General features: G+C 32.9%; 15 protein-coding genes. 5 read left to right on the top strand and 10 right to left on the bottom strand.

Annotated elements, in window-relative coordinates:
* Window positions 1-48 precede the first annotated feature (48 nt).
* The 10 genes from fabG to ASF10_RS20035 form a co-directional block, all read right to left on the bottom strand.
* The gene (gene fabG, locus ASF10_RS20080; protein ID WP_056253259.1) at window positions 49-795 is read right to left on the bottom strand and encodes a 3-oxoacyl-[acyl-carrier-protein] reductase; all 747 of its coding nucleotides are present in this window, start codon (window positions 793-795) and stop codon (window positions 49-51) included.
* 401 nt (window positions 796-1,196) lie between these two features.
* Window positions 1,197-1,622 (bottom strand): hypothetical protein, encoded by a 426-nt coding sequence (locus tag ASF10_RS20075; protein WP_056253255.1) that lies wholly within the window; start codon window positions 1,620-1,622, stop codon window positions 1,197-1,199.
* A 146-nt stretch (window positions 1,623-1,768) separates the two neighbouring features.
* Window positions 1,769-2,641, bottom strand: a complete 873-nt coding sequence (gene sucD, locus ASF10_RS20070) for a succinate--CoA ligase subunit alpha (RefSeq protein ID WP_056253252.1) — start codon at window positions 2,639-2,641, stop codon at window positions 1,769-1,771.
* Between the two features lie 84 nt (window positions 2,642-2,725).
* Window positions 2,726-3,088 (bottom strand): nuclear transport factor 2 family protein, encoded by a 363-nt coding sequence (locus ASF10_RS20065; protein WP_056253250.1) that lies wholly within the window; start codon window positions 3,086-3,088, stop codon window positions 2,726-2,728.
* A 1-nt stretch (window position 3,089) separates the two neighbouring features.
* Window positions 3,090-4,019, bottom strand: coding sequence for a UDP-3-O-(3-hydroxymyristoyl)glucosamine N-acyltransferase (locus ASF10_RS20060; RefSeq protein WP_056253248.1), 930 nt, complete (start codon window positions 4,017-4,019; stop codon window positions 3,090-3,092).
* Between the two features lie 96 nt (window positions 4,020-4,115).
* Entirely contained in the window at window positions 4,116-4,682 is a 567-nt protein-coding gene (efp, locus tag ASF10_RS20055) for an elongation factor P (protein WP_026985157.1), read from the bottom strand.
* 142 nt (window positions 4,683-4,824) lie between these two features.
* Window positions 4,825-5,610 carry an acyl-ACP--UDP-N-acetylglucosamine O-acyltransferase gene (lpxA, locus tag ASF10_RS20050; protein ID WP_055092319.1) on the bottom strand — a complete coding sequence of 262 codons (786 nt, stop codon included), beginning with the start codon at window positions 5,608-5,610 and terminating at the stop codon, window positions 4,825-4,827.
* 72 nt (window positions 5,611-5,682) lie between these two features.
* Complete coding sequence (locus ASF10_RS20045; RefSeq protein WP_056253786.1) at window positions 5,683-7,071, bottom strand: bifunctional UDP-3-O-[3-hydroxymyristoyl] N-acetylglucosamine deacetylase/3-hydroxyacyl-ACP dehydratase; 1,389 nt, start codon at window positions 7,069-7,071, stop codon at window positions 5,683-5,685.
* Window positions 7,064-8,107 carry a UDP-3-O-(3-hydroxymyristoyl)glucosamine N-acyltransferase gene (gene lpxD / locus ASF10_RS20040; protein ID WP_056253245.1) on the bottom strand — a complete coding sequence of 348 codons (1,044 nt, stop codon included), beginning with the start codon at window positions 8,105-8,107 and terminating at the stop codon, window positions 7,064-7,066. Before lpxD ends, ASF10_RS20045 begins: the two co-directional genes overlap by 8 nt.
* Window positions 8,108-8,146: 39 nt before the next feature.
* Window positions 8,147-9,376, bottom strand: a complete 1,230-nt coding sequence (locus tag ASF10_RS20035) for an HD domain-containing protein (RefSeq protein WP_056253243.1) — start codon at window positions 9,374-9,376, stop codon at window positions 8,147-8,149.
* 222 nt (window positions 9,377-9,598) lie between these two features.
* On the opposite strand from ASF10_RS20035, the gene ASF10_RS20030 reads away from it, so the two are divergent.
* The 5 genes from ASF10_RS20030 (at window position 9,599) to ASF10_RS20010 (ending at window position 13,840) form a co-directional block, all read left to right on the top strand.
* Window positions 9,599-11,152 carry a bifunctional response regulator/alkaline phosphatase family protein gene (locus ASF10_RS20030; RefSeq protein ID WP_056253240.1) on the top strand — a complete coding sequence of 518 codons (1,554 nt, stop codon included), beginning with the start codon at window positions 9,599-9,601 and terminating at the stop codon, window positions 11,150-11,152.
* Window positions 11,153-11,255: 103 nt separating this feature from the next.
* Window positions 11,256-11,663 carry a tRNA (adenosine(37)-N6)-threonylcarbamoyltransferase complex ATPase subunit type 1 TsaE gene (tsaE, locus tag ASF10_RS20025; RefSeq protein WP_056253784.1) on the top strand — a complete coding sequence of 136 codons (408 nt, stop codon included), beginning with the start codon at window positions 11,256-11,258 and terminating at the stop codon, window positions 11,661-11,663.
* Window positions 11,664-11,673: 10 nt separating this feature from the next.
* A complete protein-coding gene (locus ASF10_RS20020; RefSeq protein WP_056253236.1) occupies window positions 11,674-12,147 on the top strand; it encodes a GNAT family N-acetyltransferase in 474 nt (157 codons plus the stop codon).
* Between the two features lie 82 nt (window positions 12,148-12,229).
* The gene (locus tag ASF10_RS20015; RefSeq protein ID WP_056253233.1) at window positions 12,230-13,429 is read left to right on the top strand and encodes an alanine dehydrogenase; all 1,200 of its coding nucleotides are present in this window, start codon (window positions 12,230-12,232) and stop codon (window positions 13,427-13,429) included.
* Window positions 13,430-13,465: 36 nt separating this feature from the next.
* The gene (locus ASF10_RS20010; protein ID WP_056253230.1) at window positions 13,466-13,840 is read left to right on the top strand and encodes a DUF4258 domain-containing protein; all 375 of its coding nucleotides are present in this window, start codon (window positions 13,466-13,468) and stop codon (window positions 13,838-13,840) included.

Genomic DNA, 13,840 nt, shown 5'->3' with positions numbered 1-13,840 from the left:
GATTACTAAAACCTTTGAACCTTTGTAACTTAGAACCTTATTACCTTTTTAGGTAAGCATTCCTCCGCAAACATTCAGTACTTGCCCTGTAACATAAGCACTCATATCTGAAGCTAAGAAAAGACAAGCATTAGCTACATCTTCTACAGTTCCGCCGCGTTTTAACGGAATTCCGTCTCTCCATCCTTTTACTACATCTTCAGGTAATTTTGCAGTCATTTCTGTTTCAATAAACCCTGGAGCAATTGCATTACAACGAATATTACGAGAACCTAACTCTAATGCTACTGATTTTGTAAAACCAATTGCACCTGCTTTTGAGGCTGCATAATTTGTTTGACCTGCGTTTCCGGAAACTCCAACTACAGAGCTAATATTAATAATAGAACCTGCGCGTTGTTTCAGGAAAGTTTTCTGAATTGCTTTAGTCATATTAAATACTGACTTTAAATTCACATCTATAACCTGATCGAAATCAGCCTCAGACATACGCATTAATAGGTTATCTTTTGTAATTCCGGCATTATTAATTAAGATATCAACTGTTCCAAAATCTGCCAAAACAGCATCAACGAAAGTTTGCGCTTCATTAAAATCGGCCGCATTCGATTGGTATCCTTTTGCTTTTATTCCTAAACCGTTCAATTCAGCTTCTAAAGCCTGAGCTGACTCTACAGATGAGCTGTATGTAAACGCTACGTTTGCACCATGTTTAGCAAAAACTTCAGCAATTCCTCTTCCAATTCCACGACTAGCGCCCGTAATAATGGCAACTTTTCCTTCTAGTAATTTCATATTCAAAATTAATGTTAATATTTATTTGTAGCTAATCCTGATCCCGAAGCTTCGGGACGAGACATTTCAATCTTATATTTGCCGTGACTGACATAAAATGATTTCAAATACTCAGGGCTATGAATGACTTGTCAAATATATGATAATTCCCTTTTTAAAAAAATAACAATTGCAATAACCTTTGAAAAATCTCACTTATAGCGAAAATTTTATGTGTATTCTCTATTTAGAAAATAATTATAAAAAATATCTAAAACAGGATCAACTTCAATTACATATTTTTATGTCTTGTTTTTGGTATTTAACTACATAAAACTGAAAATTAAAAACCTACAGCTTAATAAAAAAGCCTTACTAAATAAATAGCAAGGCTTTTTGATGTTTTTATTTAAAACGGCTTTTTAGAAAGCTACATTCCATCTTGGTAATTTTGCATTTTCATCTAAGAAGCTTTGCAAAACTTGTCCTTCAACTGCAGTTGGAATTGCTTTTACATCAGCATTAAAAGTTTCATACCAAACTACTTCAAGAGCCGAAATTGTTTCTAACTTCATTTGTGCCGGCCATGAATATTTTCTTCCTGTTTTAGCAAATTGATGTCCGTTTACGATTTTATCGTATAATCCACCATTTTTGCTTTTCAAAGTTCCGTCGTTTTGAACAGTTCCTGTAGAACCAACCATGATTAGTTCTTTTGCATCACCTTCAACAGCATAAACAACAAATACTCCTGCACCTTCCGGAGCGTTACAAGCTTGTTCTAAACTATCTTCAGTTGTAAAAGTAAAACTATTGGTTACTTTAAATTTTTCTAATTCTTTGTACATATATTTTTTTTTAAGTTTCTGAGGTACTAAGGGTCTAAGATGCTAAGTTTTTTTTACTTTGCTCGCCTTAATATATCAAAAATGTAAAAAAGTCTCAACAAGATATTGAGACTTTTTTGGGAATTTATTATTTAAAATAGTAGAAATTATCCTAATATTTCTTTTACCTTTTTACCAATTTCAGCTGGTGAATCAACAACGTGGATTCCGTTGTCTCTCATAATTTGTTTTTTAGCAGCAGCAGTATCATCAGAACCACCAACAATAGCACCTGCGTGACCCATTGTTCTACCAGCAGGAGCAGTTTCTCCAGCGATAAAACCAACAACTGGTTTACGGTTACCATCAGCTCTAACCCATTTAGCAGCATCTGCTTCTAATTGACCTCCAATTTCACCAATCATGATGATAATTTCAGTTTCCGGATCGTTCATTAATAATTCAACAGCTTCTTTAGTTGTAGTTCCAATAATTGGATCTCCACCAATACCAATAGCTGTAGTAATTCCTAAACCTTGTTTTACAACCTGGTCAGCAGCTTCGTAAGTTAAAGTTCCAGATTTAGAAACGATACCAACTGTTCCTTTTTTGAAAACGAAACCTGGCATAATACCAACTTTAGCTTCACCCGGAGTAATAACTCCAGGACAGTTTGGCCCAATTAATCTAGAATTTCTTTCTTTAACATAATTATTTGCTTTAATCATATCTGCTACAGGAATTCCTTCTGTAATAGCAATAATTACTTTAATTCCAGCATCAGCAGCTTCCATAATTGCATCAGCAGCAAAAGCTGGTGGTACAAAAATAATAGATGTATCAGCTCCAGCTTGATCAACAGCATCTTTTACTGTATTAAAAACCGGACGATCTAAATGGCTAGTTCCTCCTTTTCCCGGAGTAACACCACCAACAACATTAGTACCGTACTCAATCATTTGAGAAGCGTGGAAAGTTCCTTCGCTTCCTGTAAATCCTTGAACAATTATTTTGGAATCTTTATTAACTAAAACACTCATGATATATATTTTATGTAGTTTTTAAAATTGTGATGCAAAAGTAAGGTTTTGTAACGTATTTTAACCTTTTTGTCTTCAAAAAAATTAAGAAAATTGACTCATTTGATACCCGCGATATAATTTATCATCTTTTATTTGCCAAATTGTAGCAAAATGGGCTAATAACATCTCTTCTCTTGGATTCTCAATCGTTTTCACAAAATGAGAATATCGTATCGAAACTAAGTCGTCTTCGGCTAGAATGTGGCTTATTCTTACTTTTGATCGCACGTAAGCACGACTAAGTTCATTCGCCATCTCTAACATCGAATTATAATCCATCTCAATTAATCCTTTGGTGCTATTCCAATCTAATTTTACATCAGGATGTAAATAGGTTTTCATAACTTCGCTATCAATTAAGGCGTCTGACTTATAAAATTTTTGAACAAATTCTTTAATAGACATATTATTTCAATTTATTTAAAATTTCAGGAATCTTTTTGATATTGGCTAATTGTTTTAACTTTTCTCTTGATTCTTCGATTGGGGTTCCAAAATAAGATTTTCCTCCTTCAACCGATTTAGTAACACCTGTCTGCCCCATAATAACAGCCTTAGCTCCTATTGTGATGCCACTGGTTGTACCTACTTGTCCCCAAATCGTAACTTCGTCTTCTATAATAACACAACCTGCAATACCTGTTTGCGAAGCAATTAAACATTTTTCACCTATTACAGTATCATGCCCAACATGCACCTGGTTATCCAATTTGGAACCTTCACCAATTGTTGTGTCGCCTGTAACACCTTTGTCAATTGTACAAAGCGCGCCAATGCCAACATTATCTTTAATTACAACTCTTCCACCGGAAATTAACTGATCGAAACCATCCGGACGTTTTTTATAATAGAATGCATCAGCTCCTAAAATAGTTCCTGCATGAATGATTACATTATCACCAATTACAGTATGATCATAAATGGTAACATTGGGGTGTATCAAACAGTTTTTACCAATTGTAACATTGTTACCAACAAAGCAATTAGGCTGAATAACGGTTCCTTCTCCAATAGTTGCAGAAAGTGATATTGATACATTTGTAGCCTGAAAAGGTCTAAAATGTTTGGTGAGGGTATTAAAATCTCTAAAAGGATCATCAGAGATTAAAAGAGCTTTATCTTCCGGACAATCTACTTTTTTATTAATTAAAACAATAGTAGCCGCAGATTGTAATGCTTTGTCGTAGTATTTTGGGTGGTCAACAAAAACAATATCTCCAGGTTCAACAACATGTATCTCGTTCATGCCTGAAACCGGAAAGTTAGGGTCGCCAATAAATTCGCACTCAAGCAAATTTGCAATTTCTTGTAAAGAATGAATCTTTGGAAATTTCATATATCTATTTAGTTTTTAGTCTCAGTTTTCAGTCACAGTTTTCAATCTATATCAATAAACTGATAACCGCGACTGAAAACTGAAAACTTGTAAAAACTACTCTTTTACGCGCTCCATGTAAGAACCTGAAGCAGTATCAATTTTAATTTTATCACCTTCGTTGATGAATAACGGAACGTTTACAGATGCACCAGTTTCTACCGTAGCAGATTTAGTAGCATTTGTAGCTGTATTTCCTTTTACTCCCGGCTCAGCATAAGTAACTTCAAGAATTACAGAAGATGGCATATCTACAGATAATGGCAAATCAGTTTCAGTATTAACCTGAACCATTACACTTGTTCCTTCTTTTAATAATCCCGGAGCATCCAGAATGTTTTTATTCAAAGAAATTTGCTCAAAAGATTCTGTGTTCATAAAATGAAATTCATCTCCTTCAGCATATAAAAACTGATAATTATGCGTTTCAACACGCACATCGTCAATCTTGTGTCCTGCAGAAAATGTATTATCCAATACTCTTCCTGTAGTTAAACTTCTTAATTTTGTTCTTACGAAAGCTGGACCTTTTCCAGGTTTTACGTGAAGAAATTCGACTATTTTATAGATATCGTGATTAAATTTAATACACAATCCGTTTCTAATATCTGATGTAGATGCCATTTGTTTTTATTTTAGATTTTAGAATGTAGATTTTAGGTTCTTAACAAGAACAAACCGTCCACTCTGTTATTTTTTATAATTTTAATTTTTACAGTATAGAAATCCAAAATCAGAAATCTATCCCGAAACTTCGGGACTAAAATTAATAGTTTCCTGAATAACCTTTCATGATTCCTCTTGATGAATTTCTGATAAAATCTAAAATTTCATCTCTCTCAGGAGTAGCTTCCATTTCAGCTTCAATAATACTTAAAGCTTGGGTTGTATTGTAATTCTTTTGGTATAAAATTCTGTAAATTTCCTGAATTTCTCTAATTTTTTCAGTACTAAATCCTCTTCTTCTTAATCCAACAGAATTGATTCCTACATAAGACAAAGGCTCTTTTGCTGCTTTTGTATACGGCGGAACATCTTTTCTAACCAAAGATCCACCAGAAATCATAGCGTGATCTCCAATATGAATAAATTGGTGAATCGCTGCCAAACCACCAATTACTGCGTGATTACCAACAACAACGTGACCTGCCAGGGCAACACCGTTTACAATAATAGCATTATTACCAATTTCACAATCGTGTGCAATGTGGGCATAAGCCATAACTAAACAGTTATTCCCTAAAGTTGTTTGTCCTGAAGCAACTGTACCTCTATTAATGGTTACGCATTCTCTAATCGTACAATTATCTCCTATAATAGCTAAAGAATCTTCTCCTCCAAATTTTAAATCCTGTGGTACCGCAGAAATAACCGCCCCTGGAAAAATGTTACAATTTTTACCAATTCGTGCACCTTCCATGATGGTTACATTTGAACCAATCCAAGTACCGTCACCAATAATAACATTATTGTGAATTGTTGTAAAAGGCTCAATTACAACATTTTTAGCGATTTTAGCGCCGGGATGAACATATGCTAATGGTTGATTCATCTGTGATTTTTATATTTTATATTAAAATAGTCTATTTGGGCAACAAACGTAAACAATAAAATTGATAAATTATTATTGTTTTCTTGCAATTTGAGCCATTAATTCTGCCTCTGTTACCAATTTTCCATTTGCGTATGCATTTGCCTGCATGTGACAAATTCCTCTTCTGATAGGAGAAATCAATTCGCATTTGAATATTAAGGTATCACCAGGCAATACTTTGTGCTTGAACTTAACATTGTCAATTTTCATGAAATAAGTTAAGTAATTTTCAGGGTCCGGAACAGTGCTTAACACTAAAATCCCTCCTGTTTGTGCCATTGCTTCAACAATTAAAACACCTGGCATTACTGGAGCTTCAGGAAAATGTCCAACGAAGAAATTTTCATTCATCGTTACATTTTTCATACCCACAACATGACTATCAGACATTTCTATAATTCTGTCGATTAATAAAAATGGAGGTCTGTGTGGCAAAACTGCCATAATTTTATGAATATCCATCAATGGCTCCAGGTTTAAATCGTAAACTGGAACATGATTTCTTTGTTCAATTTTAATAATTTTTGCTAATTTTTTGGCAAACTGAGTATTTACATAATGTCCAGGCTTATTAGCAATAATTTTTCCTTGGATTCTAACACCAATCAAAGACAAATCTCCAACAACATCAAGTAATTTATGTCTTGCAGCTTCGTTTGGATAATGTAAAGTAAGGTTATCTAAAACACCATTTGGCTTAACCGAAATTTTATCTTTACCAAAAGCTTTCTTTAAATTTTCCATTGTACCTTCAGATATTTCTTTATCTACGTATACAATAGCATTGTTTAAATCTCCACCTTTTATAAGTCCGTTCTCTAAAAGAGATTCTAATTCATGTAAGAAACTAAAAGTTCTTGAGTTAGCAATTTCATCTTTAAAATCAGCTATGCTTTTCATGGTTGCATTTTGTGTACCTAAAACTTTAGTACCAAAATCTACCATTGCAGTTACTTGATAATCATCGCTTGGCATCACTAAGATTTCGCTTCCGGTAGCTTCATCAGTAAACGAAATAACTTCTTTTACTACATAAACGTTACGTTTCGCATCTTGTTCTTCGATACCGGCATTCTCAATCGCTTCAACAAAATATTTTGAAGAACCATCCATAATAGGAAGTTCAGAAGCATTCAATTCTATAATAACGTTATCCAAATCGCAACCAACCAATGCCGCTAAAACGTGTTCAGGAGTTTGAATTTTTACACCTAATTTTTCTAAATTAGTACCTCTTTGCGTGTTAACAACATAATTAGCATCTGCTTCGATCACGGGCTGACCTTGCAAATCTACTCTTACAAAAGTGAAACCATTATTAATTGGAGCTGGTTTAAAAGTCATTGTAACTTCTTTTCCAGTGTGTAATCCAACGCCTGTTAGTGAAATTTCATTTTTGATGGTCTTCTGTTTAACCATTATTTCCATTTTTTGGGTTTATTATTTGTTTTTTTAATTCATCAATTTCGGCAACAATTTTAGGCAGATTTTTGAAATGTACATACGATTTATTAAAATCTGTATATGCAAGAGAAGGTGTTCCCTGCAATATTTCGTCATCTTTAATGTTTCTTGCTACTCCTGATTGAGCCTGCAATCTTACATTATTACCTATAGTTAAATGCCCTGCGATACCTACTTGCCCGCCAATCATACAGTTTTCACCTATTTTTGTAGAACCAGCCACACCAGATTGCGCAGCAATAACAGTGTTTTTACCAATTTCTACATTGTGGGCAATCTGAATTTGATTGTCTAATTTTACTCCTTTTCTAATTATTGTAGAACCCAGAGTTGCTCGATCTATTGTTGTATTTGCACCAATATCTACATTGTCTTCAATAATAACATTACCTATTTGAGGAACTTTACTGTAAACACCTTCTTCATCCGGCACAAAACCAAAACCATCTGCGCCAATAATAGTTCCGGAATGAATCGTACAATCGTTACCAATTATCGTTTCAGAATAAATTTTAGCGCCTGCAAAAATATACACATTATCGCCAATAACAACATTATCTCCAATAAAACTGTTAGGATAAATTTTTACGTTATTTCCCAGAACAACATTTTGACCAACATAACTAAAACTTCCTAAATATAAATTCTCTCCATATTTAGTTCCTTCAGACATAAAAGAATGAGTTTCTATTCCGTTTTTATTCAATTTTACCTGATTGTAAAATTGCAAAAGCTTAGAAAAAGACGCATAAGCATCTTCTACTTTTATTAAAGTTGTAGTAATTTCCTGTTCAGGTATAAAGCTATCATTAACAATTGTAACTGATGCTTTTGTAGTATATATGTAATTGATATATTTGGGATTAGCCAAAAAAGTAAGCGATCCTTCCTCGCCTTCTTCAATCTTAGACAGCCGAGAAACTTCTGCATTGGGATTCCCAACAACTTCTCCTTCTAAAATTCCTGCTATTTGTTCTGCTGTAAATTTCATTGCGACAAAAATATAAAAAATAGATTTTAAATGTTAATTTTAGATAAGTTGTTTTGGAAAACAGATGTAATATTTTGTCACCAATTTAGATAACGATTTCAAATTCAGCTGATCAGAAGCTTCTACAACATCCTCAATTGTTTTATCTTTTTTCAATATTCGTATTGGTTCAGCCTCTTTACTGTAAGCCTGATTTTTTATTTTTCCTCTAAATATAAAATACCCCGCCTCTAATTGCGTGATATGATGGTCATTAGCAAATTTTTCTTTTAATGATTGCGATTCTTCTGCCGGAATTTTCTCAGCACTTAACTTAATTTTAAGTAAATCTCTGTTAATTAACATTTTACTTAAAGTAGAAAGTATAAAATCACTTTGCTTTTGCCATGCCTTTAAAGCACTTATAATATCAAAATCATCTAATTGAGAAAATAAATCCAATTTTTCAGCATCAAAATCTTCTAAAGCGACTTTATTTTGCATAAAATACAAAAGAGGTTCACTACAAGGCAAACTAATTCCTTTTAAGGTTAATTCTTTTGCTCTTTTTAGAACATTCATCAAAATTAGTTCAGCTACTAAACTTGTTTTATGTAAATAAGCCTGCCAGTACATTAACCTTCTGGAAAGCAAGAATTTCTCAACAGAATAAATTCCTTTTTCTTCAATAACCAGAACACCATCAACCACATTCATCATCTGGATCAAACGTTCAGAATTTACGTTTCCTTCCGCAACTCCGGTATAAAAACTATCACGTTTTAAATAATCCATTCGATCCATATCTAACTGACTTGAAATCAATTGCAACATGAATTTTCTATGATAATCACCTTTAAAAACCTGAATAGCCAAACTTAGTCTTCCGTCAAATTCATCATTTAACTGGTTCATGAATAATAGTGAAATAGCCTCATGATTCACATCCTCTACAATGCTTTTTTCCATTGCATGCGAAAAAGGTCCATGACCAATATCATGCAATAAAATAGCAATCAGCAACGCACATTCTTCATCACTTGAAATCGCAACGCCTTTAAAACGAAGTGTTTCAATAGCTTTTTGCATTAAGTGCATGCAACCTAAAGCATGATGAAAACGCGTATGATTAGCACCAGGATAAACCAAATACGATAATCCCATTTGCGAAATACGGCGTAAACGCTGAAAATACGGATGTTGAATTAAGTCGTAAATAAGTTCGTTCGGAATGGAAATAAACCCGTAGATGGGATCATTGAATATTTTTAACTTATTGATATGAGTCACTATTTGATTCTTTTTAGGTCAACAAATATAAGTAAATAAGTATAAACCACTTTGTGTTTTTCATTTAAAAAACAACATTAAATTGTCGTGATTCTCAACCTTATGTCTAATTTAAAAAAGGATTTTACAAAAAAAACACTTTTTATAATTCTGAAATTTATACTATTTTTAATACTTTTTAAGTTCTATACTTCTAAATTGCATTAAAATTAAATTACGTTTATGGATAAGATAAAAATACTTTGGGTCGATGATGAGATTGACCTTTTAAAACCACATATATTATTTCTTGAGAAAAAAAACTACGCTGTAACCACTTGTAATAATGGTTTAGACGCTATTGCTTTGTTTGACGAAGACAATTTTGATATTGTTTTTTTAGATGAAAATATGCCCGGGATGAGTGGTTTGGAAACACTTTCAGAAATGAAAGAAAAGAAATCAGCTATCCCGATGATCATGATCACAAAAAGCGAAGAAGAATATATAATGGAAGAAGCCATTGGTTCTAAAATTGCTGATTATTTGATCAAACCGGTAAATCCGAATCAGATCTTATTGAGCCTGAAGAAAAATCTGGATCATTCAAGATTAATTTCAGAAAAAACAACCTTAGATTATCAAAAAGAATTCAGAAAAATTTCGATGGAAATGGCCATGGTAAATTCTTATGAAGATTGGGTTGAGTTGTATAAAAAATTAATATTCTGGGAATTAGAACTCGAAAACATCAACGATCAGGGAATGATAGAAATCCTTGAATCCCAGAAAGTTGAAGCTAATTCGCAATTCGGAAAATATATCGAAAGAAATTACGAAGACTGGTTTGCGCCAAAAGCTGATAAACCTATTCAGTCCCATAATTTATTCAAGGAATTAGTCGTTCCGGAGATTAAAAAGAAAGACAAACCTATATTGTTTGTTGTGATTGATAATTTGCGTTACGATCAATGGAAATCTTTTGAAACCGTTGTTGCAAATTATTATAAATTAGAGAAAGAAGTTCCTTATTTCTCTATACTTCCAACAGCTACACAATATGCCAGAAATGCTATTTTCTCTGGTTTATTACCTACAGAAATGGAAAAACAATTTCCTCAATATTGGAAAAATGATGTCGAAGATGGTGGAAAAAACCTTTATGAAGCTGAGTTTTTAAGTGCGCAATTAAAACGTTTAGGTTTAAATATTAAAGAGGATTATTTTAAAATCACCAATTATGCCGGCGGAAAAAAATTAGCGGAAAATTTCAAAGCATTAAAAGGAAATGATTTGGTTACAGTTGTTTATAATTTCGTAGACATGTTATCGCATGCAAAAACCGAAATGGACGTTGTAAAAGAACTTGCCTCTGACGATAAAGCATATCGTTCGCTAACATTAAGCTGGTTCAAAAATTCTCCGCTTTTAGAGATTATTCAGCAAGCACAACTTTTGGGTTTCAAATTAATCCTGACTACAGATCACGGAACAATTAATGTAAAAAACCCATCAAAAGTTGTTGGTGATAAAAATACAAGCTTAAATTTGCGCTACAAAACTGGTCGTAGTTTAACCTACGAACAAAAAGATGTATATGTTGTAAAAGAACCTAAAGACATAGGTTTACCGGCAATAAACATGAGTAGTTCGTTTATATTCGCTAAAAATGATTTCTTTTTAGCCTACGTAAATAACTACAATCATTATGTGAGTTATTATAGAAATACATATCAGCATGGCGGAATTTCGTTAGAAGAAATGATTATTCCGTTTTTAGTATTCAATCCAAAATAAAATATACTGCCACGAATTACACTAATTAGCACTAATTTTTTTTTAGTAAATAAACTTTAATTGGCTAAAATTCGTGAAATTCGTGGCAAAAAAAATCACAACAATGAATATCGTTTTTTCATTAGATCAGATTAAAGAAGTTGCGGCACAAATTTTAGCACAAAATCCAAAGAAAATTATTCTTTTTAATGGAGAAATGGGTGTTGGAAAAACTACTTTAATCAAACAACTTTGTAAAAGTCTTGGAGTTGAAGATGCAACAAGCAGTCCAACTTTTTCTTTAGTTAATGAATACTATACTTCTAACAATCAAATCGTTTATCATTTTGATTTCTACCGATTAAACAAAGAAACTGAAGCGCTTGATATGGGAGTTGATGATTATTTGTATTCCGGAAATTGGTGTTTTATCGAATGGTCTGAAAAAATTGCTAATCTAATTCCTGAAGAACATTCAATAATCAATATCGAGTTATTGGCTGATGGAAAAAGAGCATTGGAATTAGTTTAAAAGATAAGAAATGAATCCCCAAAATACAGTCGAAATAATCCCATTCTCACCTGATTTAAAAGATCCGATAAAAATCTTAAATAAAGAATGGCTTCAAAAATATTTTAGAGTTGAAGAAAAAGACGAAATAGTACTTTCGAATCCTCAGGAAGAAATTATTGATAAAGGAGGATTAATTTTCTACGCTAAATATAATGATGAGATTGTAGAAACTGTTTCCTTAATGAAAGTCAATGATTCGACATTTGAATTGAGTAAAATGGCAGTTTCTGATCAGGCGCAAGGTTTAGGAATTGGAAATATACTACTGGTACATTGTCTGGCTGTAGCCAAAGAAAATAACATTCAAAAATTGTTTTTGTATTCAAATCGAAAATTGCTTCCGGCGATTCACCTGTATGAAAAATTTGGTTTTACAGAAGTTCCCTTAGAAGGAGGGATTTATGAAAGGGCCGACATTAAAATGGAAAAAATTATGCCGTAATTTCATCACATACTATTAGCAGAATTTTTACATTGATTTAAAACTTTTTACGTAATTTGTACTCTTAATTTTCGCACAACCCATGTCAATCACCTTAACTCCATTTACGAAACAACAATTGTTGCCACAAGAAGAAAAACTTGAAATTGGCCGATTCAAAAGTGAACTTTTTATAGGAATCCCTAAAGAAACAAGTTATCAGGAACGTCGTATTTGCTTAACCCCGGATGCTGTAAACTCATTGACTTATGAAGGTCATCGTGTTATGATTGAGTCCGGAGCAGGAGAAAGTTCCAGTTATTCTGACAAAGAATACTCAGATGCAGGAGCAGAAGTAACAAAAGATACTAAAAAAGTTTTTGGTTGTCCGATGTTATTAAAGGTTGAACCGCCAACATTAGCAGAAATTGAGATGATTAATCCCGAAACGATTATTATTTCTGCCATTCAGTTAAAAACAAAAAAGAAAACTTATTTTGAAGCTTTGGCTCAAAAAAAGATAACAGCATTAGCTTTTGAATATATTAAGGATGAAGACGGATCATATCCTGCTGTAAAATCATTAAGTGAAATTGCAGGAACTGCTTCTATACTTATTGCTGCAGAATTAATGATTACTAATGAATTTGGGAAAGGTCTTTTATTTGGAAATATAACCGGAGTCCCTCCTACCGAAGTTGTAATTTTAGGTGCCGGAACAGTTGGTGAATTTGCAGCAAAAACGGCAATTGGATTAGGTGCAAACGTAAAAGTTTTTGATAACTCGATTACAAAATTACGACGTTTACAAAATAATTTAAACCAGAGAATCTTTACTTCTACCGTTCAGCAAAAAGCATTGTTAAAAGCTTTAAGACGTTGTGATGTTGCCATTGGCGCAATGCGAGGAAAAGAACGTTGTCCTATTATAGTAACAGAAACTATGGTTGAACACATGAAAAAAGGCGCTGTAATTGTCGATGTAAGCATAGATACCGGAGGTTGCTTTGAAACCTCTGAAGTTACGACCCACGAAAAACCAACTTTTATTAAAAGTAATGTTTTGCATTATTGCGTGCCTAATATACCTTCAAGATATTCTAAAACAGCCTCATTATCAATAAGTAACATACTTACTCCCTACTTACTTCAAATAGCTGAGGACGGTGGTTTAGAAAGTGCCATCAGATGTAATAAGGGATTAAAAAACGGAATCTATCTATACCATGGAATTTTAACCAACAAAGCAATTGGCGAATGGTTTGATTTGCCTGATAACGACATTAATTTACTTGTATTTTAAGGGAACTTTAGTGTACCTTTGCAAAAATTTTATTTCATGAAGTTCGCACATCGTTTTGCCTATTATTTAGTTGGTTTAGTTATGGGATGCTTTTTTGTAGCCCTTGTTTTTAGCGGAAAAGATACCCGTTGCAACTACTTCCCAAATGCCCGCGTTTTAAACAATTTACGTACAAAACCTTTTCAATATTCTGAAAAAGCAGTTCAGACTTTAAACGAAAAATGGATTGATACCGCTGATATAAAAAATACCCTGAAGTTTGGAGATGTAGATTTTGACCAAAGTAATGTTCCTTTCAAAAAAGGAAAACTTTATATTATTGAAGGAAAAACAGTTAAAAACCAAGAAGTAATTCTAAAAGTTATTAACTACGAAAATAAAGCAGTTTTAGACGAAATTGTTAGAAAATAA

It is taken from the genome of Flavobacterium sp. Leaf82 (genome assembly GCF_001422725.1).
GTDB lineage: Bacteria > Bacteroidota > Bacteroidia > Flavobacteriales > Flavobacteriaceae > Flavobacterium.
The sequence above is the reverse complement of the archived record's forward strand: the minus strand, read 5'-3'. Positions and strand labels throughout refer to the sequence as shown.